The organism is Shewanella sp. 433 (genome assembly GCF_059338565.1).
Genome location: NZ_CM181703.1, coordinates 748635 through 769080, shown reverse-complemented (window position 1 = coordinate 769080; position 20446 = coordinate 748635). Strand labels below are relative to the sequence as shown.

16 protein-coding genes are annotated in these 20446 nt (G+C 49.3%); 1 reads left to right on the top strand and 15 read right to left on the bottom strand.

Features of this window, described 5'->3' with window-relative positions:
- Positions 1 to 723: 723 nt before the first annotated feature.
- Together secA and AC5YB1_RS03545 are read right to left on the bottom strand one after the other, a co-directional pair.
- Entirely contained in the window at positions 724 to 3447 is a 2724-nt protein-coding gene (gene secA, locus AC5YB1_RS03550; protein WP_494520750.1) for a preprotein translocase subunit SecA, read from the bottom strand.
- Between the two features lie 59 nt (positions 3448 to 3506).
- Entirely contained in the window at positions 3507 to 4406 is a 900-nt protein-coding gene (locus AC5YB1_RS03545; RefSeq protein ID WP_494520749.1) for a peptidoglycan DD-metalloendopeptidase family protein, read from the bottom strand.
- Between the two features lie 32 nt (positions 4407 to 4438).
- Here AC5YB1_RS03545 and AC5YB1_RS03540 point away from each other — a divergent pair, with 32 nt between their 5' ends.
- Entirely contained in the window at positions 4439 to 4891 is a 453-nt protein-coding gene (locus AC5YB1_RS03540; protein ID WP_494520748.1) for a DUF721 domain-containing protein, read from the top strand.
- Positions 4892 to 4898: 7 nt separating this feature from the next.
- Here the strand turns inward: AC5YB1_RS03540 and lpxC are convergent, their stop codons facing one another.
- From lpxC to ftsL, 13 genes are all read right to left on the bottom strand, one after another.
- On the bottom strand, positions 4899 to 5819 hold the full coding sequence (gene lpxC, locus AC5YB1_RS03535) for a UDP-3-O-acyl-N-acetylglucosamine deacetylase (RefSeq protein ID WP_494520747.1): 921 nt from the start codon (positions 5817 to 5819) through the stop codon (positions 4899 to 4901).
- 179 nt (positions 5820 to 5998) lie between these two features.
- Complete coding sequence (ftsZ, locus tag AC5YB1_RS03530; RefSeq protein WP_494520746.1) at positions 5999 to 7171, bottom strand: cell division protein FtsZ; 1173 nt, start codon at positions 7169 to 7171, stop codon at positions 5999 to 6001.
- Positions 7172 to 7203: 32 nt separating this feature from the next.
- A complete protein-coding gene (gene ftsA / locus AC5YB1_RS03525) occupies positions 7204 to 8439 on the bottom strand; it encodes a cell division protein FtsA (protein WP_110457551.1) in 1236 nt (411 codons plus the stop codon).
- Between the two features lie 3 nt (positions 8440 to 8442).
- On the bottom strand, positions 8443 to 9207 hold the full coding sequence (locus AC5YB1_RS03520) for a cell division protein FtsQ/DivIB (protein ID WP_494520745.1): 765 nt from the start codon (positions 9205 to 9207) through the stop codon (positions 8443 to 8445).
- 146 nt (positions 9208 to 9353) lie between these two features.
- Positions 9354 to 10808, bottom strand: a complete 1455-nt coding sequence (gene murC / locus AC5YB1_RS03515; protein ID WP_494520744.1) for a UDP-N-acetylmuramate--L-alanine ligase — start codon at positions 10806 to 10808, stop codon at positions 9354 to 9356.
- Positions 10801 to 11892 carry an undecaprenyldiphospho-muramoylpentapeptide beta-N-acetylglucosaminyltransferase gene (gene murG, locus AC5YB1_RS03510; protein ID WP_494520743.1) on the bottom strand — a complete coding sequence of 364 codons (1092 nt, stop codon included), beginning with the start codon at positions 11890 to 11892 and terminating at the stop codon, positions 10801 to 10803. The genes murC and murG overlap by 8 nt, the downstream gene beginning before the upstream one ends.
- Complete coding sequence (ftsW, locus tag AC5YB1_RS03505) at positions 11892 to 13106, bottom strand: cell division protein FtsW (protein WP_494520742.1); 1215 nt, start codon at positions 13104 to 13106, stop codon at positions 11892 to 11894. The genes murG and ftsW overlap by 1 nt, the downstream gene beginning before the upstream one ends.
- Positions 13099 to 14430 (bottom strand): UDP-N-acetylmuramoyl-L-alanine--D-glutamate ligase, encoded by a 1332-nt coding sequence (murD, locus tag AC5YB1_RS03500; protein WP_494520741.1) that lies wholly within the window; start codon positions 14428 to 14430, stop codon positions 13099 to 13101. The genes ftsW and murD overlap by 8 nt, the downstream gene beginning before the upstream one ends.
- A 6-nt stretch (positions 14431 to 14436) precedes the next feature.
- On the bottom strand, positions 14437 to 15519 hold the full coding sequence (gene mraY, locus AC5YB1_RS03495) for a phospho-N-acetylmuramoyl-pentapeptide-transferase (RefSeq protein ID WP_494520740.1): 1083 nt from the start codon (positions 15517 to 15519) through the stop codon (positions 14437 to 14439).
- Complete coding sequence (locus tag AC5YB1_RS03490; RefSeq protein ID WP_494520739.1) at positions 15519 to 16916, bottom strand: UDP-N-acetylmuramoyl-tripeptide--D-alanyl-D-alanine ligase; 1398 nt, start codon at positions 16914 to 16916, stop codon at positions 15519 to 15521. Before AC5YB1_RS03490 ends, mraY begins: the two co-directional genes overlap by 1 nt.
- A complete protein-coding gene (gene murE, locus AC5YB1_RS03485; RefSeq protein ID WP_494521570.1) occupies positions 16913 to 18382 on the bottom strand; it encodes a UDP-N-acetylmuramoyl-L-alanyl-D-glutamate--2,6-diaminopimelate ligase in 1470 nt (489 codons plus the stop codon). Before murE ends, AC5YB1_RS03490 begins: the two co-directional genes overlap by 4 nt.
- A complete protein-coding gene (locus AC5YB1_RS03480; protein ID WP_494520738.1) occupies positions 18379 to 20115 on the bottom strand; it encodes a peptidoglycan D,D-transpeptidase FtsI family protein in 1737 nt (578 codons plus the stop codon). The genes murE and AC5YB1_RS03480 overlap by 4 nt, the downstream gene beginning before the upstream one ends.
- Positions 20112 to 20426, bottom strand: coding sequence for a cell division protein FtsL (gene ftsL, locus AC5YB1_RS03475; protein WP_494520737.1), 315 nt, complete (start codon positions 20424 to 20426; stop codon positions 20112 to 20114). Before ftsL ends, AC5YB1_RS03480 begins: the two co-directional genes overlap by 4 nt.
- Between the last annotated feature and the right edge of the window lie 20 nt (positions 20427 to 20446).

Below are 20446 nucleotides of genomic sequence, written 5' to 3'. Positions count from 1 at the left end.
CACACAGATTACTTGATAAATTGTTAAAGAGCGTTAGCACATCTCGGTAGTTCCAAGTGGCTAGGGCTGCGTATTCTACGCAATCCGTGGTTCGCGTCAAGCAGTTTTTGAAAACTTTTTGATGCGGCACTTTTCAGTGCCTGACCACGCTGTAAGCTAGGTGTTTAACCAAGTTACTTAGTGCTTTACGACTTATCTCTGCGAGCTTCGCCGTGTCAGTGGTTGCGCATTATAGGGAGATATCTGGGGGGCGCAAGTTGTTTTTGAAGAAAAATGGCACTTTTTGCGATCTTTTTAGATAGCCACACAATACACACCCCTTACCCCCAACCTTATCCACAGAGCGAAGTTGAGCGAGTAAAAAACACACGATACATTGCACTTCTTTTAGCTATTACTGATTAGCTATTGCTGGCTCGGCCACTTAATAGAACTAACTTATTAGTGGCTCATTGTGCTTACTAGGTTTATAAAGTGATTAATTGCCGATTCTTTATATTGATAGGACTACATAGGGAAGCAATATCGATTTAGACGTTTTATACGTTTATAGAGTTTGGCTAATGCACACTATTGATTAATGCATGCTAAGTGATGCGCTATTGGGCCCCACTTAATGTAAAGCATCATAATCAACGTAAAATACCATTATTCCCACGGCGCAAGTGGAGTAAGATCAAAAAAGCCATCCTCAGGGATGGCTTTTTAATTAGACTGGCAAAATTAGCTTAATTTGCCATGGCACTGTTTATATTTACGACCTGATCCACATGGACAGGGATCGTTACGCCCCACCTTTTCACCTTCGCGCACAACAGGCTGAGTCGCTGCAAGTGCTTGGGCCTCTTCGGCACCAACTAATGCCTCTGCTTCTGCATGTTGATAATCGCGACGGATCTTAGCTTCTTCTTGACGACGACGCTCTTCCATCTCTTCGACATCGGACTGCGCTTGCACTTGTACCTTTGACAACACACTGATCACATCATGCTTTAAGGTATCTAGCATCTGCTGAAACAGCTCAAACGATTCACGCTTGTACTCTTGCTTTGGATTCTTCTGCGCATAACCACGTAAGTGGATACCTTGACGTAGATGATCCATTGCCGCTAGGTGTTCCTTCCACAGGCCATCGAGTGTCTGCAACATGACCGCTTTCTCGAATTGACGTAGCACCTGAGCACCGACCATCTCTTCTTTAGCTTGATAAGCTTTTACCCACGTATCGACGATACGCTCGCGTAACGTTTCTTCGTGTAGATCATCTTCTTTATCTAACCACTCTTGCACAGGCATCTTTAAGCCATACTCTTGCTCAAGACGGGTTTCAAGACCTGGAACATCCCATAACTCTTCTACCGACTGAGGTGGAATGTATTGATCGATAAGTGCATTAACCACATCGCCTTGGATGTTGACGATAGTATCTTGAATACTGTCGGCATCCATCAATTCATTACGCTGTGCGTAAACCACCTGGCGTTGATCGTTGGCCACATCATCGAACTCGAGTAGTTGTTTACGGATATCGAAGTTACGCGCTTCTACTTTACGCTGCGCATTTTCAATCGCACGAGACACCCATGGATGCTCAATCGCTTCGCCTTTCTCCATACCCAATTTCTTCATCATTGAAGAAACACGCTCTGAAGCGAAGATACGCATTAAGCTATCTTCCATCGACAAGTAGAAACGTGAAGAACCGGCGTCGCCCTGACGACCAGAACGACCACGCAACTGATTATCGATACGACGCGATTCATGGCGTTCGGTACCAAGAATATGTAAACCGCCAGCGGCAACTACTTCATCGTGTCTAATTTGCCAATCGGCTTTAATTTTGGCTTTTTGCTCTGGTGTTGGATTATCGAGTGCTTCGATCTCCATATTCCAGTTGCCACCTAACACGATATCGGTACCACGACCTGCCATGTTAGTGGCAATCGTGACGGCACCTTTACGACCAGCCTGCGCCACAATATCAGCTTCACGTTCATGGAACTTAGCGTTAAGTACTTCGTGAGGGATCTTGGCTTTCTTTAACAAGCTATGCAGCAGTTCAGATTGCTCAATCGAAACGGTACCAACTAATACAGGCTGACCGCGCTCACGGCAATCTATGATGTCTTTGATGATCGCTTCATATTTTTCGGCCGCTGTTAAGTAAACTAAATCGGGATGATCTTTACGCACCATAGGGCGGTTGGTTGGGATCACTACGGTATCGAGACCATAAATATGCTGGAACTCAAACGCCTCGGTATCGGCAGTACCCGTCATACCAGCCAGTTTTTCATACTGACGGAAGAAGTTCTGGAAGGTGATCGATGCCAGCGTTTGGTTTTCATTTTGAATATGCACGCCTTCTTTAGCTTCGACAGCCTGATGCAGACCTTCAGACCAACGACGCCCCGGCATAGTACGACCCGTATGCTCATCGACAATGATCACTTCATTGTCTTGCACGATATAGTCGACATCTTTTTCAAATAATGTGTGTGCACGCAATGCGGCATTCACATGGTGCAATAAAGAAATATTAGCAGCAGAGTAGAGTGAATCACCTTCGGCAAGCATACCGCGCTCGGTAAGCAGTACTTCCACTTTCTCTTGGCCACGCTCGGTCAAATGAACCTGCTTGGCTTTTTCATCGACAGAGTAATCGCCCTCGCCCACTTCCTCTTCGGTATCTTCTTTCTCTTGACGAATAAGATGAGGAATTAGGGTGTTAATCTTTTTATACAGTTCAGAGCTGTCTTCAGCAGCGCCAGAGATGATCAATGGCGTACGCGCTTCGTCGATAAGGATCGAGTCAACTTCATCGATCAATGCATAATGCAGCGGACGCTGTACACGCTCGGCTGGTGAAAACGCCATATTATCGCGCAAGTAATCGAAGCCAAACTCGTTGTTGGTACCGTAGGTAATATCAGCATCGTAAGCCATCTTCTTCTCAACTTGACCTAAGCCGGCAACGTTAATGCCAACAGTCATGCCAAGGAATTCAAAAAGAGGGCGGTTATTTTCGGCATCGCGGCGGGCCAAGTAATCGTTTACTGTGATCACGTGAACCCCTTTGCCCGTAAGTGCGTTCAGATAAGCTGGCAGGGTGGCTGTTAAGGTTTTACCTTCACCAGTGCGCATCTCTGCAATACGGTTACTGTCAAGCACCATACCACCGAGCAATTGCACATCGAAATGACGCATATCGAAAACACGTTTCGAGGCTTCTCGCACGACGGCGAACGCTTCAGGCAACACATCATCGAGTGTCTCTCCTGCAGCTAAGCGCGCCTTAAATTCAGCGGTTTTTGCCTTTAATTCTTCATCCGAGAGCTTCTCGAAATCAGCCTCAAGCGCATTAATTTTAATGACAACCTTACTAAGGGCTTTAAGGGTGCGATCGTTACGACTACCAAATATTTTTGTCAGTAATTTACCAAACATCTGAACCACTTTTATGTTATTGGCTTAGTCTCTATGGAAACTGAAAGCCTATTTTTAATTTAACCTGCCTTGCGGTAGACATATTTTTTAGGATCTATCTGCTGCCCATTTCGCAACACTTCATAATGCACATGGGGACCCGTCGAACGACCCGTACTGCCCATTTGGGCAATACTGTCGCCTTTGGCGACCACATCACCTACAGCTACTGACAAAGACTTATTATGTCCATAGCGAGTACGCAGACCATTACCATGGTCAATTTCGACTAACTCACCATAACCAAACATACTGCCTGACCAGGTTACGACACCGCCAGCGGTTGCCACAACATCGGCCCCCTCTTTACCAGCAAAGTCGATACCTTTATGCATCGTTCTTCTGCCATTAAAAGGGTCATTACGTAAACCGTAGTGGGATGATAACCAACCTTTTTGGATCGGACGTCCCGAGATATAACGCTCATCATCTATATGGAGATTAGATGTCACTGTTTCAAGTAGTGCTAATTGAACATTATTGTTATCTATGCGAGAGACTAGCCTATCCATATCTTGGATAAGCTGATCGAGTTCGATGTTGCTGCCTAGTTCACTCAGGCCGCCGACACCGACTTCTGAAGAGAAATCGAATTGATCTTCGAGTTTGTAATCTTTGGCAACTTGTTGCCCCAGCGCCTCTAAACGAGTCACTTTGGCCTGCATGCGGGCGACATGAGTCACCAGCATCGCCAACTGCGATTCTGTGGCACCTTTTAACTCGATGAGTTGATGCAGCTGTTCTTCTCGAGCAACACGTTCGTTATCAACGTTGTTTTGTTGCTGCACAATTTGTTTAGCGTGATGCTGGTATAGCCCGGTACCTGCTGCAATGAGCAAAATAGGGAGTAATAGCCAACGTTTGCCTGGTTGCCAGCGCGTGGCACCATTTCGACCTTGAATAAAAACTGTTACACTCATAGCCTCATTAAGCCATTTTATTATGTGATGAAATGAAAAAGCCCCCGCAGGATCTAAGCCAGTTACTACATCAACAAGGTCAGTTACCTTCACTTGCTGAAAAAGCAGAACTGTTACTTCACTTGGATCACTATGTGAAACAGGTGATGACAGGTCCTGTCACGGAGCAACTTAAAGTTGCCAATTTCCGTCAAGGTGTTCTTGTTATCGAAACCACAACTGCTGCATGGGCCGCTAGAATTAACTTTCAAAAACCCAAAATGTTACAGCAGTTACAAGCCGAAACGCTCCCCATGCTGTCCGCTATCGAGGTTAAAGTCAACCCAGGCTTGAACTTGTATGAAACAAAATCAAAGCCAGCTCACAACCAGATTAGCGAAACTGCAGCGGCCCATATACAGGCCCTAGCTGATCATACCGAAGGTTCACTAGGCGTAAAACTAAAACGGCTGGCTGCTTTAGCCAGCCGTTCAAGGCAATCTTAATATCGAGTTAGGCGAAGGTGGCGCCGCTTGGCACCGCAAAGCTCACAGGAGCCTCTTCTTCTTTCTCGAAACTCACAAGCTCCCAAGCATCTTGTTCAGCCAGCAGCGCACGCACTAATTGATTGTTAAGTGCATGGCCTGTCTTGTAGGCGCAAAACTCACCCACAATCGCATGACCGGCTACATAGAGATCGCCAAACGCATCGAGTATCTTGTGCTTAACAAACTCATCCTCATAACGCAGACCATCGGGGTTGAGGACGCGATATTCATCAAGCACAACGGCGTTCTCCATACTGCCACCTAATGCTAGGTTGTTCGCCCGCAGATATTCAATATCACGCATAAACCCAAAGGTTCTTGCACGACTAATATCACGAACGAAAGCTGATGAAGAAAAATCCATCACCATATGTTGCTGACTTCTGGCGATTTCAGGGTGATCAAAATCGATAGCAAAATCGACTCTAAAACCTTTATATGGACGTAACTCGGCCCACTTATCACCATCTTCAACACGTATGGGACGCTTGATCCTTAAATATTTCTTTGCTGCTGTCTGTTCTTGTATTCCTACTGATTGCAGCAGGAAAACCCATGGACTGGCACTGCCATCCATGATCGGAATCTCGGGCGCATCGACTTCAATGATAGCGTTGTCGATCCCAAGTCCCGCTAATGCGGCAAACAGATGCTCTATCGTTGAAATACGAACACCATCATCATTGACCAGCGCAGTACACATGGTCGTTTCACGCACTTGATCCGCCTTGGCTGCTATCGCAACGTTCGGGGTTAAGTCGGTACGTACCAAGACGATTCCGGTATTGACTGGTGCGGGCTTGATCGTCAAAGTCACCTTATTACCGGAATGCAATCCGACACCGGTGGTTTTAACCATCTCTTTAACAGTTCTTTGAAAAATCATGTAGTTACCCGTTATATCTCAACCAAAGCAATGTATTTTTGCACAACAAAACAGCGCGCATAAGCGCAGCAGGTCGGACATGCTAGCATATGTTTGCCATTTCACCAAAATATACTGGTTAAATCAACTCACCAGTTATCTTGATAATAACCGCAATCCACCCTGCTATACACAGCCGATTAATCAGCTTGCTTGCGCAAAAACGCCGGAATATCTAAGTAATCAAGATCGTTTTTAGGCTGAATTGTCGGCTCAACTTTGTGCACCGGCATGACATTACCACCGACCATAGGTTGCATCGCCTCTTCAACAGGTAACTCAACCTTAACCTCGGTGGCAGCCACTTGCTCTTGACGTGGAGCAGGCTTAGACACCAACTGAATGTCAGGCTTTTTCTCGGCGCCAATACCTGTTGCAACAACCGTTACACGTAGCTCATCGCTCATTTCTGGGTCGATAACCGCGCCCACTACCACAGTCGCGTTGTCAGATGCATAAGCCTTAACATGGTTACCCACGGTTTCGAACTCTTCGATGCTCATGTCCATACCGGCGGTGATGTTAACCAATACACCACGCGCACCAGCAAGATCGATATCTTCTAGCAGCGGACTGGCTACAGCAGCTTCGGCCGCTTCTTCTGCACGGTCTTCGCCACTGGCCACGCCAGTCCCCATCATGGCATTACCCATCTCTGACATGACGGTTTTTACATCCGCGAAATCCACGTTGATAAGACCTGGGCGAGTGATAAGCTCGGCAATACCTTGCACCGCACCAAGCAATACATTATTTGCGGCGGCGAATGCGTCGAGTAAAGAGGTGCCACGGCCTAATACTTTAAGCAGCTTCTCGTTGGGAATCGTGATCAAAGAGTCAACATGCTTCGCGAGCAGTTCGATACCTTGGTCGGCATAAGCCATGCGCTTTTTACCTTCGAAAGGAAACGGCTTAGTCACCACTGCAACGGTAAGAATCCCCTCTTCACGGGCGATCTCGGCAACCACTGGCGCAGCGCCAGTACCTGTACCACCGCCCATACCTGCTGCAATAAAGATCATATCTGAGCCTTTAATTGCATTGCGGATATTTTCTCTATCTTCTTCTGCCGCTAAACGACCGATTTCAGGGTTTGCCCCGGCGCCGAGCCCTTTAGTAACGTCACGACCCAGTTGGATCGTTGTGCCAGCCGCAGACTTACGTAACGCCTGAGCATCTGTATTTGTGGCAACAAACTCAACACCTTCGATGTTGTGCTTGACCATATGTTCGACAGCGTTGCCGCCACCTCCACCGACGCCGATGACTTTAATCACCGCCTCGTCTGAATGACTATCCATGATCTCAAACATGGTATTATCTCCGTTTAGTCTGCGTTATTAAATTAAAACTCGCCCTTAAACCAGCTCTGGACTCGATTCCAAAGACTGGTTACCCCTTGACGCTCTGGGCGCTCAAACTGACGTTCGATCACCCTTCTTGCGCCGTAATGCAACAACCCAACTCCCGTGGAGTAGATGGGTTGGTTTACATATTCAAATAAGCCTTTTACCGCTAATGGCTCAGCCACTCGCACTGGCATACCAAAGGTGGCTTCAGCCACATCTACCGCACCTTCAATCGATGCCGTGCCGCCTGTCAATACAATGCCCGCGGCGACTTGATCTTCCATGCCGCAGTCTCGTAATTCTTTACGGACTAATTCAAACAGCTCTTGGTATCTAGGCTCGACCACTTCAGCCAAGGTGTGGCGCGACATAGTACGCGACGGACGCCCACCGACCGATGGCACTTCGATACTGTCTTCACGGCTGACCATGGAACTACGCGCACTGGCATACTGCACCTTTATCTGCTCAGCATGAGACAAAGGCGTACGGAATATTTTGGCAATATCATTAGTCACCTGATTACCTGCCACTGGTACTACGGCACAATGACGTAGCGCGCCATTGGTATAGATAGTGATATCGGTTGTACCGCCGCCCATATCGACCAGACATACACCTAAATCTTTCTCGTCGTCAGTTAATACCGAATCCGCCGAAGCAATGGCAGAAAACACCAGATCATCAACCTTTAACCCGCAACGCTCGACACTCTTAGTGATATTTTTAGCCATGTCGTTAGCACAAGTAACGATATGCACCTTGGCTTCCATACGCATGCCCGACATACCGATAGGGCTCTTAATACCATCTTGCACATCAATCGCATATTCTTGCGGCAACACATGCAAAATACGGCGCTCAGTTGGGATCTTAACCGAACGAGCAGTGTGGATAACGTTATCGACATCTTCTTGAGTGACTTCTTCGTCGTTAATCGAGACCATGCCATTTTCGTTTTGGCATTGGATATGCTTACCCGAAATGCCTAAATAGACCGAGGCCACTTGGCAGTCGGCCATCAACTCGGCCTGATCCAATGCACGTTGAACACTGCGCACCACAGAGTCGAGATCGTTAACACCGCCTTTATCCATGCCGCGAGAAGGATGACTGCCTAAGCCAACGACACTGATCTCTCCATCAGGTAACACCTCGCCAATGATCACTGCGACCTTCGATGTCCCTATGTCCAATCCAACGATCAGATTTCTATCTTGATTCTTGGTCATTACTTAATGGCTCTCATCTTGTGCATTATCCCAACCTACGGCCAACCCGGTATCGTAGCGCAAATCCACTCTGGCGATAGGTTTGCCTTGTGCAACCAATGTGGAGTACACATCGATAAACCGTTGAACCCGTGCCATTTTATCTTCTCGTCCTAAGTTTAACTCTATGCCGCTGTCTAAAACACCCAGCCATGCATGTCGAGGACTCAACTCTAAATGGGTTAATTTAAATCCATTTATGGTGAGTAACTCACCGATCTGGCGATAGTGGGTTAACACCGACATCGCCTGATCGTTTGGGCCAACTAAACTTGGTAATTCATCTATTCCAGGTTTCATTGGCGCCTCAAATACTTGCCCTTGCTCATTAACCCAATCGACTTCATTCCAATGGGCAACAGCTTTTTGCTCTACCAGATAGACCTTAAGCTTTGCCGGCCACTCACGTCGCACCGACGCTTGATACACCCAAGGCAAACTTTCTAGTGCCTCTTGTACCTGATTCACGTCAGCCGAAAAAAAACTACGCTGCATCAGATCTTTCAGTGCCGCTTGGATCTCTGCGTCACTGGTAAATTGTCTATCGCCCTTTACCGCCACCGCCTCAATGGGCAAGGCATCGGCATCGTTGAGCACTAGGTTTAACTTCCACGCTCCCATAAGCAGCGCACTGAATACCAGAAACAGAAAGATCAATCCAAGGCACAGATACCAATCGACCTGTAATAGTCGCTCTCGCCCACGTTTAAACCGTTCGTTCCAGGACATGAATTACCGCCCTAACGCACTTGATTTAGGATAAAAAACAACCACACAACTACACGTGTAACTTATTAAATAACCTGGCATTATAACGACCTCAACCATAGCGTCAAAAGCTTCATCCTCGGCCTACCTTAACCTTGGTAAGACCGTCACACTTTCACAGGTTCAAATAACAAATTGGCATCGGCCAATTGGCGGCTAATTGCCCCAATATTGCCAGCACCTTGAGTCAGTAATAGGTCACCCTCTTGTAACACCCCAGGTAAAATCGTTTCTAATTGCTGTGGATCGGCGACAAAAATAGGGTCAAGTTGCCCACGTTGACGAATTGATCGACACAAGGCACGACTATCGGCGCCCGGTACTGGTGCTTCACCAGCGCTATATACATCGAGTAACAACAAGCAGTCGACCTGAGCCAGCACATCGACAAAATCATCATACAAATCGCGAGTACGGCTGTAACGATGGGGCTGATACAGCATCACCAGACGCTTATCCGGCCAGCCAGAGCGAGCCGCCCTAATGGTTGCCGCGACTTCACTGGGGTGATGCCCATAGTCATCGACTAACATCACGCTACCCGCTTGAGTGTTAAATTCACCCAACTGCTGAAAACGACGGCCAATACCCTGAAATTCAGCCAAGGCTTTAACAATGGCATCATCTTCAATTTCATCTTCGGTTGCCACGGCAATAGCCGCCAAGGCATTAAGCACATTGTGTTGCCCAGGTAAGTTAACGCTTAAGTCCAGATCGGCCATCGCCTCACGGCGCACGGTAAAGCTACAACGATAACCTTGCTGTACAAAATTGAGCGCCTGCACATCGGCATCTTCGCTAAAGCCGTAAGTCACCACCTTGCGACTGATGCGAGGCAACAACTCTCTTACCACTGGGTCGTCAATACAGGCCACCGCCACCCCGTAAAAAGGCAGATTGTGCAAAAAGTCGATAAAGGTGGCTTTGAGCTTCTCAAAATCACCGCCATAGGTGTCCATGTGATCGGCTTCAATATTGGTGATCACACTCACCATAGGTTGCAGGTGCAGGAAGCTCGCATCACTCTCGTCCGCTTCGGCTATCAAATAACGGCTCTTACCTAAACGTGCATTGGTGCCGGCGCTATTAAGCAAACCGCCAATGACGAAAGTAGGATCGCGCTCAGCCTGACCATAAATACTGGCAATTAAACTGGTGGTGGTGGTTTTACCATGAGTACCGGCAACGGCAATGCCGTGACGATAGCGCATCAATTCGGCCAGCATTTCTGCCCGGCGAACAATGGGAATGCGCAGATCTTTAGCCGCCAAAATTTCAGGATTAGTGGCATCAATCGCGGTGGACACCACTACCACATCGGCGCCTTGCACTTGTGCAGCCTTATGGCCGATATATACAGTGGCGCCTAAACGACGTAAACGAGTGGTCACAGCATTATCGGCGATATCCGATCCACTTAGACGGTAGCCCTCATTGAGCAACACTTCGGCAATACCCCCCATACCCGCACCACCGATGCCAACAAAATAGATCTGTTTAACCCGGCGCATCTCAGGGATAATGCTTCTTAAAGGGGCGTATTTTTCTTCGGTTTTACTCATCTGAATCCTTATTTGCCAGCGCGGTGCACACGGCCGCCACTCGCTCTGTTGCATCTAACACTGCGACACTTCTCGCCAATTCGCCCATCTCTCTCAGGGCGTTGCGATCACTCGCCAGCATCTGCAGTTTACTGATCAATTTGTCACTATCTAATACGGCTTGCGGCAATAAAAAGGCGCCGCCTGCCTCAACTAATACTTGGGCATTTTTGGTTTGATGATCATCTACCGCATGGGGATAAGGCACCAACATACTCGGTAAGCCAACCGCCGCCACTTCTGACACCGTCAGCGCGCCAGCGCGGCACAACACCACATCGGCCCAGCGATACGCAGCTTCCATATCATCAATAAATTCAGCCACTTTGACTATGCCTGACTGGCCACGTTGTAAATAGTCGTTTTCAACACTCGCCAGGTTGCCTTTGCCCACCTGATGCCACACAGTGATCGAATGATGCTGACTCACCTCAGCCACCACTGCCGGCATTAAGTCGTTAAAGACCTTAGCGCCTAAACTGCCACCCACCACTAACACACGCAAGGCGTCATCGGTGCTGACTGCGCGGCGCTGACCTAAGTTAATCAGCTCGCGGCGTATGGGGTTACCCACCACTTCGGCGCCACTCTCAAAGGTGTTATCGAAAGCACACAGCACACGGCTGGCGATACGCGACAACAGTTTATTGGTCATACCGGGAATTGCATTTTGCTCATGCAACACCAGCGGAATACCGCTAAGCCTTGCGGCTATGCCACCAGGACCACTGGCAAAACCGCCCATGCCTAATACCACATCAGGCTTAAATTCGTTAATCACCTCACGGGCTTGCATAATTGAGCGCACAATTTTAAACGGCGCCGCCAACTTACGCAGCACACCATTACCACGCACCCCCTTGATATCGATAAAGTCGATATCAAATCCATGCTGAGGCACAAGGCGCGCCTCCATCCGCTCTGCGGTGCCCAACCAACGCACCTGCCAGCCTCGTTTGGCTAAATGCTTGGCCACCGCTAACGCCGGGAATACATGCCCTCCCGTGCCGCCAGCCATGATCAAAATACGTTTTTGTAAGACCATTATTTCACCTTGCCTTGTACTGCCTGTATCAGGCTTAATCGCCGTTCATGGTCAATTCTAATTAATATCATCGCGGCCGCGGTCATCACCCAAAGGCTACTGCCGCCATAGCTAATAAAAGGCAGAGTTAACCCTTTTGTCGGCAACATGCCAATGCTAGCCCCCACATTGACCACGGTTTGAAAGCAAAACCAGATGCCAATTGAATAGGCTAAATAGCCTTCAAAAGCCCTGTCTCTGAGTAAGCATAAATTGCCCAGCTTAATCGCCCGAAGCGCCACAAATAATAAAACCGACAACACAAAAATGATGCCAACAAAACCCAACTCTTCCCCAATCACCGCAAAAATAAAGTCGGTATGGGCCTCGGGGAGGTATTCCAACTTTTGAATACTGTTACCCAATCCTTGACCAAACCAGTCGCCACGACCATAAGCCATTAACGATTGCGTCAATTGGTAGCCGCTACCAAAAGGGTCCTGCCAAGGATCCCTAAACGAAGTGACTCGTGCCATCCGATAAGGCTCTAACATCACCAAGACAACAAATGCCACCGCACCGGTTAAGATCAACGCAAAGAAGTCGAGTAATCTCGCCCCGGCTAAAAACAATAACCCGACCGTGCCCACAAACAGCACCACCACAGTACCTAAGTCCGGTTGCAATAAGATCAAGAAAGCATAAAGCGCAAATACTGCGATCGGCTTATAGAAGCCTTTAGCGTTCTCACGCACCTCTTGATGTCGCCTGACCAAATACCCCGCCATGTAGATCGCAAAGGCAAACTTAGCGAGCTCAGCCACCTGAATGCGCACCGGCCCAACGGCTAACCAGCGTGTGGCACCATTAACCGTGGTACCGATAAGGGGCACCAAGACCAACATAATGCCAACCAACAGCAATAATATCGGACTAAACTGTTGCCAACGGTACATCTCAACTCGCAATACCGCGGCGGCAATAATCACACACCCGCAGATATAGGCGACATGACGCCACACAAAATGAAATGGATTACCGGTTAATGTCTGTGCCTCTGGCATAGAAGCCGACATCACCATAATAAAACCGAAACAAATTAAACCGATAATGGCAAACAGTAACGAGCGATCGTATAGCTGCATGCCCGGCGCATCACGCTGACTAAACAGATTAGGTAGCGACCAATGAAGGCTGCTTCCAAATAGGTTGAGTTGGCGCTCATAGCTACGCATGCCCAGCCTCGGTATCGAGCGCAATGACTTGCGCACGAAAATCGTCGCCACGTTCCATAAAGTTACGATACATGTCGAGGCTAGCGCACGCCGGTGATAGCAGCACTATGTCGCCATCGTTCGCTAAGCGAGCCGCTTGCTCAACCGCTGCGGCCATAGAGTCGACCTTTATTGCGCCGTCAAACAATGCCGCAATATTATCGCCATCTTTGCCTAAGGTGATTAGCTGGCTGACGCCCTGCAGTGCATCTTTAAGCGGCGAAAAGTCTGCGCCTTTACCGTCACCACCTGCGATAAGGACTATCTCGCCTGCATGGCTAGCCAATCCTTGTAATGCCGCCAGGGTAGCGCCCACATTGGTCGCCTTAGAATCATTCACATACATCACGCCATGGCGTTTCGCGACTAACTCACAACGGTGAGCTAACCCGGTAAACTGCTGGGCCACTTGCACCATAGCGGCCTTAGGGATATCGGCGCTATCGGCTAGCGCCATCGCGGCTAACAAGTTAGCGTGGTTGTGGCTGCCGACAATGGCAAGCCCGCTTACCGCCACATATTCTGTGGTGCCATGCACCAGCATGCCGTGCTCAATGCCCCATTCATCGCCTTCAGGGGCCGATAGGCCAAAGCTTTGCAGGTTCATCGGCTCGCCAGGCATGGTTTGCGCGTCATCACGATTGACAATCACCAACTTAGCCTGAGCATATAGACTTAACTTGGCCTGACGATACGCCTCTAAATCGGCGTAGCGATCCATATGATCTTCACTGATATTGAGACACGTTGCACTAATACATTTAAGGCTGTGCGTGGTCTCTAATTGGAAACTAGACAGTTCCAGTACATACAAGTCTGGTTGCTGGTCAAGCAGATCTAATACTGGCACGCCAATATTGCCGCCCAGGGCATAATCAAGCCCGGCACTCGCGGCCATCTCTCCCACCAATGTCGTGACGGTTGACTTGCCGTTTGAGCCAGTGATACCAATCACGCAGGCTGAGCGATCGGCTATCGCACGAGCAAACAGCTCCACATCACCGACCACATCAATCCCCATATCGATAGCAACCCTAATTTCCGGGGTATCGAGCGGGATGCCTGGACTAATCACAATTTGGCTCGCTTGCACTAAATAGCGGCAATCAAATCCACCGGTAAGCAACTCGACCTGCGGGAAATCACAGCTCAGAGCTTCACGGCCAGGCGGATGCTCGCGGCTGTCCATCACCAGTGGCGTGATCCCTTGTTTCGTTAAATAACGCACCACCGACAGCCCTGTGGCTCCCAGTCCTAATACTATGTGCGTATAACTACTCGTCATGAGTGTTTACCTTAACTTTAAGGTTGCTAAGCCTAGCAACACTAAAAACAGTGAAATAATCCAGAAACGAACAATCACCCGTGGTTCTGGCCAGCCTTTTAATTCGTAGTGGTGATGGATGGGTGCCATTCTAAAAATGCGTTGGCCGCGCAGCTTGTATGATCCCACCTGCAAGATGACCGACACGGTTTCCATTACAAATACGCCGCCCATGATCACCAGTAAAATCTCTTGGCGTACTAGCACGGCTATGGTTCCGAGCGCCGCGCCTAATGACAAAGAGCCCACATCGCCCATAAAGACTTGTGCTGGGTAAGTGTTAAACCACAAGAAACCCAAGCCTGCGCCCACAATTGCGGTGCAGACAATCACCAACTCACCTGAACCTGGCAGATAGGGAATGTGTAAATAGCTAGCAAACTGCACGTGCCCTGAAAGATAGGCAATCAGAGCAAACGCCGCCGCCACCATCACCGTTGGCATAATCGCCAAGCCATCGAGACCGTCGGTCAAGTTAACCGCGTTACTTGACCCGACAATGGTGAAGTAAGCCAAGACGATAAAGAGCCCACCCAACTGCGGCATCACATCTTTAAAGAACGGGACCACCAACTGGGTTTCGCCCACAGTTTGCGCCGAAGCGTACAAGTAAAAAGCGATGGCCAGTGCTGCTAATGATTGCAAGATATACTTCCAGCGAGCAATCAAGCCCTTGGTATCTTTACGCACCACCTTACGGTAGTCATCAATAAAACCAATCAGACCAAAAGCCGCCAGTACAAACAACATCACCCACACATAACGGCTGCCCAAATCTCCCCACAGCAGCACACTAATAAACACGCCGGCTAAGATCAGCAATCCCCCCATGGTAGGGGTTCCGCGCTTACTAAAGTGTGATTCAGGGCCATCGTTACGCACCACTTGGCCAATTTGCAATAACTGCAAACGTTCAATCATCTTAGGCCCCCACCACAGGCTAAATAGCATGGCAGTTAACAGACCAAGGATCGCCCTAAATGTCACATAAGAAAAAACGTTAAACCCTGAATAATACTGGGTTAAATACTCAGCCAGATAAACCAGCATTAACACAACTCCTTGCGCTCGAAGGCGGCAATTAGGGCTTCGACCACGCGCTCCATTTTGGCACTGCGAGAGCCTTTGACTAACACAGTCACATCTCCATCTAACTGGTTAAAATAATTAATTAAATCGACTACTAACTCATCTAAATGGGTAAAGTGTTGCCCCGAAAATGCGTCACTGCTGTTTCGGCTAAGCTCTCCGAGTGAGAACAGGGCATCGATCCCTTGCAACTTGGCCTTTTCACCGAGCTGCCAATGTAAAAGGGACGCATTGTCACCTAATTCGCCTAAATCGCCCAGCACTAAACAGCGATTTCCGTTAATTTCTTGAAGCCAGTCAATTGCCGCCCCTACCGAGGCAGGATTGGCGTTGTAACTGTCATCGACTAACAAAATTCGTCCCAGCTGTGTGGGCAACATACGGCCTTTTACCGGCATCAATTTGTGTAAGCCATCGACAATCTCGTGCAGCGACAGCCCTAAGGCTAAACAACATGCGGTGGCTGCTAAGGCATTACTCACCTGATGGCGCCCCGACAACGGCAAACTCACCGGATAGCACTGCTGCTGATAGTGCAGGTTAAAGCGATAGCGTCCCACTACATCGGCCTGTAAGTCGCAAGCGACGACATCGGCCCGCTTAGCAAGCTCTGGCTCAGCTTCAGTGCTCTCTTGTATCGAAAAGGTCAGCTGTGCAATGCCTGCGGCCGCAGCATGCATCACATCGGCAAAAGCGTCATCGGCATTGATCACCGCAACGCCTGCTTTTGCCAGATGGTTGAAAATTTCAGACTTGGCCTTAGCCACACCGTCCAGTGAACCAAAACCCTCTAGGTGCGCCGAGGCGACATTATTAACCAGAGCCACATCCGGTTGCACTAAAGATGAAGTGTAATTAATCTCGCCGATATGATTAGCGCCTAATTCGAACACGCCAAATTGATGTTGCGGCTCTACACGCAGCAGGGTTAAGGGCACGCCAATCTCATTATTGAAGTTACCCGCGGTGTAAAGTACCTGATGCCGCTGAGACAAAATCGTCGCGACCATCTCTTTAACACTGGTCTTGCCATTAGAGCCGGTCAGCGCCAGCGACTTAGGCGCAACTTGTTGTTTTACAAAGGCACCTATTTGGCCCATCGCCAGCTGACTATTGCCTACGACCAACTGCGGTACGGGTAATGGCAACACACGCTCGACTAACAAGGCCACGGCTCCGTTATCAACCGCTGTGGCGGCAAAGTCATGGCCGTCGAAACGCTCCCCTTTTAGGGCGACAAATAAGGTCTGCGCATCGACGGCGCGGCTATCGCTAGCCACTTTGCTTACCGTTAAGTCATCACCGACTAATCTGCCACCGAGTTGAGTGGCTAACTGCGTTAAGGTTAAGGGGATCATACGGCTCTCCCAGCAATCGCGGCAGCTAAGGCGCGTTCATCATAATCGATACGGCGCCCAGCTATCTCTTGATAAGCCTCATGGCCTTTACCTGCCAGTAAAATTAGATCGCCTGGGGCTGCATTGGCCACCACTTGCTCAATCGCTTGCTGACGGTCAACACTTGTCAGCGCCATCTCAGGTTGAGCAAGTCCGGCGATAATATCGGCAATAATAGCTTCGGGAATTTCGCTACGGGCATTATCACTGGTGACCATTAGACGATCGGCATGCGCCTCGCCAGCTCGTGCCATCAATGGGCGTTTGCCTTTATCCCTATCGCCACCACAGCCAAACAAACACCACAGCTGCCCTTGACAATGGCCTCTAAGCGCCGTTAATGCTTGGGCGAGTGCATCTGGCGTGTGGGCATAATCCACCACTAACGTCACGCCATTTTGGGTCGTAAAACGCTCCATGCGCCCAGCGACAGGTTGTAACCTTGCCACATGCTTAAGCAGCTCTGCCATGGAGTAACCACACAGATACAAAGCTCCTAATGCGGCGACCAAATTGGCCAGGTTAAATATGCCCAATAATGGGCTATCCACTTGGGCTTGTCCCTCTGGCCAAACTAATGTGGCACTGACGCCATTAGCATGTTGCTTTACCTCTGTGGTGTAAATGGCAGCACGAGGATGAGCGTTAACGCTGTAACCGACAAGGGGTTGGCCATGGCTATCATCGAGCCACTGCTCACCAACAGGATCGTCGATATTAAGTAGCCCATGAGACAAGGAGGCAAAACGAAATAACCGCTGCTTTGCAGCGCCATAGGCGTCCATCGTGCCGTGATAATCGAGGTGATCACGGCTTAAATTAGTAAATATCGCCACATCAAAGGGCACCGCATCGACACGCCCCTGTACCAGCCCATGACTCGATACTTCCATGGCACACACCTGCGCGCCTTGGTGATTAAACTCATGCAGCTGACGCATCACAGTAATAGGATCGGCAGTGGTATTACCGCTATCGACTAACTGCCCCCAAATCCCATTACCTAGGGTGCCCATAACCGCACTGCGACATGCCATGCTCTCACACAACTGGGCAATTAATTGGGTAACCGACGTTTTGCCGTTAGTGCCAGTCACGCCGATGATTTTACAACGCTCGACGCCCAAGTGATAAACTTGCGCCGATAAGGCTGACAACTGACGTGATAGCTGAAAGAAAAAAATCTGTAAGCCACCTTCATGGCTCACTTGCCCATGCAACTCTGGCGAGTCGGTATGCACAATGGCGGCATTCGCACCATTTGCAAAGGCGGTTGCAATATATTGCCGACCATCGACCTGGTGGCCAGGCACGGCAATAAAGACACAGCCAGGCGAAATATCGCGGCTATCTAAACTTAAATGTGTCATCGCTTCTGGGCCCGCATAATGAAACCAGGGCGCCAGTACATCACGCAGTAACATTATTCACCTCTCCTAACATTACCGGCTAATCTCACTTTTTCTGGAGCACTAATAGGCTCAACATTCAACATCTGTAACGCCCCTGACATCACTTTGGCAAACACTGGAGCTGCAATATCACCGCCATAATAACGATCGCCTTTGGGTTCGTTGACCACAACGACAATCGCCAACTTAGGATTATGTACCGGAGCCACACCAGCGAATAACGCCACGTAGTCGTCACCATAGCCACCAGCTACCGCCTTACGTGCTGTGCCCGTTTTACCCGCAACCGGGTAACCATCAATATGGGCTTTCTTGGCGGTGCCACCGGGCTCGGTCACCCCGATCAGCATCTGCATTACGTTTTCGGCCACCTCGGTCGATACCACGCGCTGCCCTTCAGGTGGCTGATTTAATTTAAGAATGGATGAAGGATACAAGATGCCACCACTGCCGAGCATGGCGTACATTCTGGCTATCTGCAGCGGCGTTACTGTTAAGGCATAACCAAAAGAGAGGGTCGCACGTTCAAAATCAGACCAGCGGCGGCGATCATGAATGAGCCCGGCGCTTTCACCCGGAAGGTTAATGCCTGAATAGCTGCCCAGCCCCATCGCTTGGTAATAACCTAATAGCTCTTGCACCGGCATAGAGAGCGCAATTTGGGTCATGCCCACGTTGCTTGAATGCACCAATACATCGGCAAGGCTCATGTCACCGTAGTTACGTCCATCACGCACAATTTTGCCGCCGATGCGAATGCGCCCCGGATGAGTCTTAAAAATCTGATTGGCTTCAATGGTGCCCGCTTCCAATGCCGCCGCGACCACAAACGGCTTAATGGTTGAGCCCGGTTCATAGGCATCAGTAAGGGCACGATTACGCATGCGGTAACTCTGCAAATTTTCGCGAGAGTTAGGGTTGTAAGAGGGTGTATTCGCCATCGCTAGCACTTCACCGGTATGCACATCGAGCACCACAATCGATGCAGACGTGGCTTGGTTAATTTCCGTGGTACGCTTAATCTCGCGGTAGGCTAACTGCTGAATGCGCTGATCGATACTGAGCACTAAATCATTAGAGTTTTCACCCGCTTGCACCATGTCTAACCGTTCAACCACATGACCATCGCGAGACTTACGTACCTGTTGCTTAGTCGGCGTGCCCGTCAGCCAGTCGTTATAGGTATTTTCAATGCCTTCAATACCGATATCATCAATATTGGTCAGCCCCACCAGCTGCGCCGAAATTTCACTGGTTGGATAGTAGCGCCGTGACTCGGCTTTTAGGTACACGCCGGGTAACTTAAGCTGCTTAATGTAATCGGCAACGGCGGGCGTGACTTGGCGCTTAAGGTAGGTAAAGCGTCGCTTAGGGTTTGATTGCACCCGCGCCAGAATCTCGCTTTTAGGTTCGTGCAATACGTCGGCCAACGCTTGCCAGCGACGCATATCAGCAAAACCCTCTTTATCATGCACCACTTTAGGATCGGCATAAACCGCCTTAACCGGCACACTTACGGCAAGCATTTCGCCGTTGCGGTCGGTGATCAAGCCTCGATGTACTTCGCGGCTCGTGGTACGTAACGTGCGCATATCACTCTCGTGACGCAGTCTTTCGGGCTCAATAATCTGAATATACGCCGCGCGTCCCACTAAGCTGGTAAACAACAGACACACAAACGCCACGACGACGTATAGACGCCAGTGGATAAGTTGTGGTTTTTGCTTACGTTTAGCCTGCTTTTTCACGGTATTCTTATCACCACTTCTTCGTTAGGCAAGGGCCTAATCATCTCTAATTCTTTGGTCGCTATACGAGTCACACGGCTGTGCTCAGATTGCGACTGCTCTTCTAACAGCAAATTACGCCACTCAATATCGAGGCGGTCACGCTCTTGCAATAACTCTTCCCACTGACTGGTGTATTTGCGACTGGCATGGCTGGTGTACACCACCAACACGGCATTAGCTAACACGGCCACCGCGAGCAACAGCACCCACTTGTGATGCCATAAATCCAATAACACGATGCGGGTCAAGTTGAGCTGTGTTTTACTCACTAGCGCCCCTTATCTCAAAA

Bases quoted from the DNA above. Each gene is read 5' to 3' on its own strand.
- secA (WP_494520750.1), bottom strand. From the start codon at position 3,447: ATGTTTGGTAAATTACTGACAAAAATATTTGGTAGTCGTAACGATCGC.
- AC5YB1_RS03545 (WP_494520749.1), bottom strand. From the start codon at position 4,406: ATGAGTGTAACAGTTTTTATTCAAGGTCGAAATGGTGCCACGCGCTGG.
- AC5YB1_RS03540 (WP_494520748.1), top strand. From the start codon at position 4,439: ATGAAAAAGCCCCCGCAGGATCTAAGCCAGTTACTACATCAACAAGGT.
- lpxC (WP_494520747.1), bottom strand. From the start codon at position 5,819: ATGATTTTTCAAAGAACTGTTAAAGAGATGGTTAAAACCACCGGTGTC.
- ftsZ (WP_494520746.1), bottom strand. From the start codon at position 7,171: ATGTTTGAGATCATGGATAGTCATTCAGACGAGGCGGTGATTAAAGTC.
- ftsA (WP_110457551.1), bottom strand. From the start codon at position 8,439: ATGACCAAGAATCAAGATAGAAATCTGATCGTTGGATTGGACATAGGG.
- AC5YB1_RS03520 (WP_494520745.1), bottom strand. From the start codon at position 9,207: ATGTCCTGGAACGAACGGTTTAAACGTGGGCGAGAGCGACTATTACAG.
- murC (WP_494520744.1), bottom strand. From the start codon at position 10,808: ATGAGTAAAACCGAAGAAAAATACGCCCCTTTAAGAAGCATTATCCCT.
- murG (WP_494520743.1), bottom strand. From the start codon at position 11,892: ATGGTCTTACAAAAACGTATTTTGATCATGGCTGGCGGCACGGGAGGG.
- ftsW (WP_494520742.1), bottom strand. From the start codon at position 13,106: ATGCGTAGCTATGAGCGCCAACTCAACCTATTTGGAAGCAGCCTTCAT.
- murD (WP_494520741.1), bottom strand. From the start codon at position 14,430: ATGACGAGTAGTTATACGCACATAGTATTAGGACTGGGAGCCACAGGG.
- mraY (WP_494520740.1), bottom strand. From the start codon at position 15,519: ATGCTGGTTTATCTGGCTGAGTATTTAACCCAGTATTATTCAGGGTTT.
- AC5YB1_RS03490 (WP_494520739.1), bottom strand. From the start codon at position 16,916: ATGATCCCCTTAACCTTAACGCAGTTAGCCACTCAACTCGGTGGCAGA.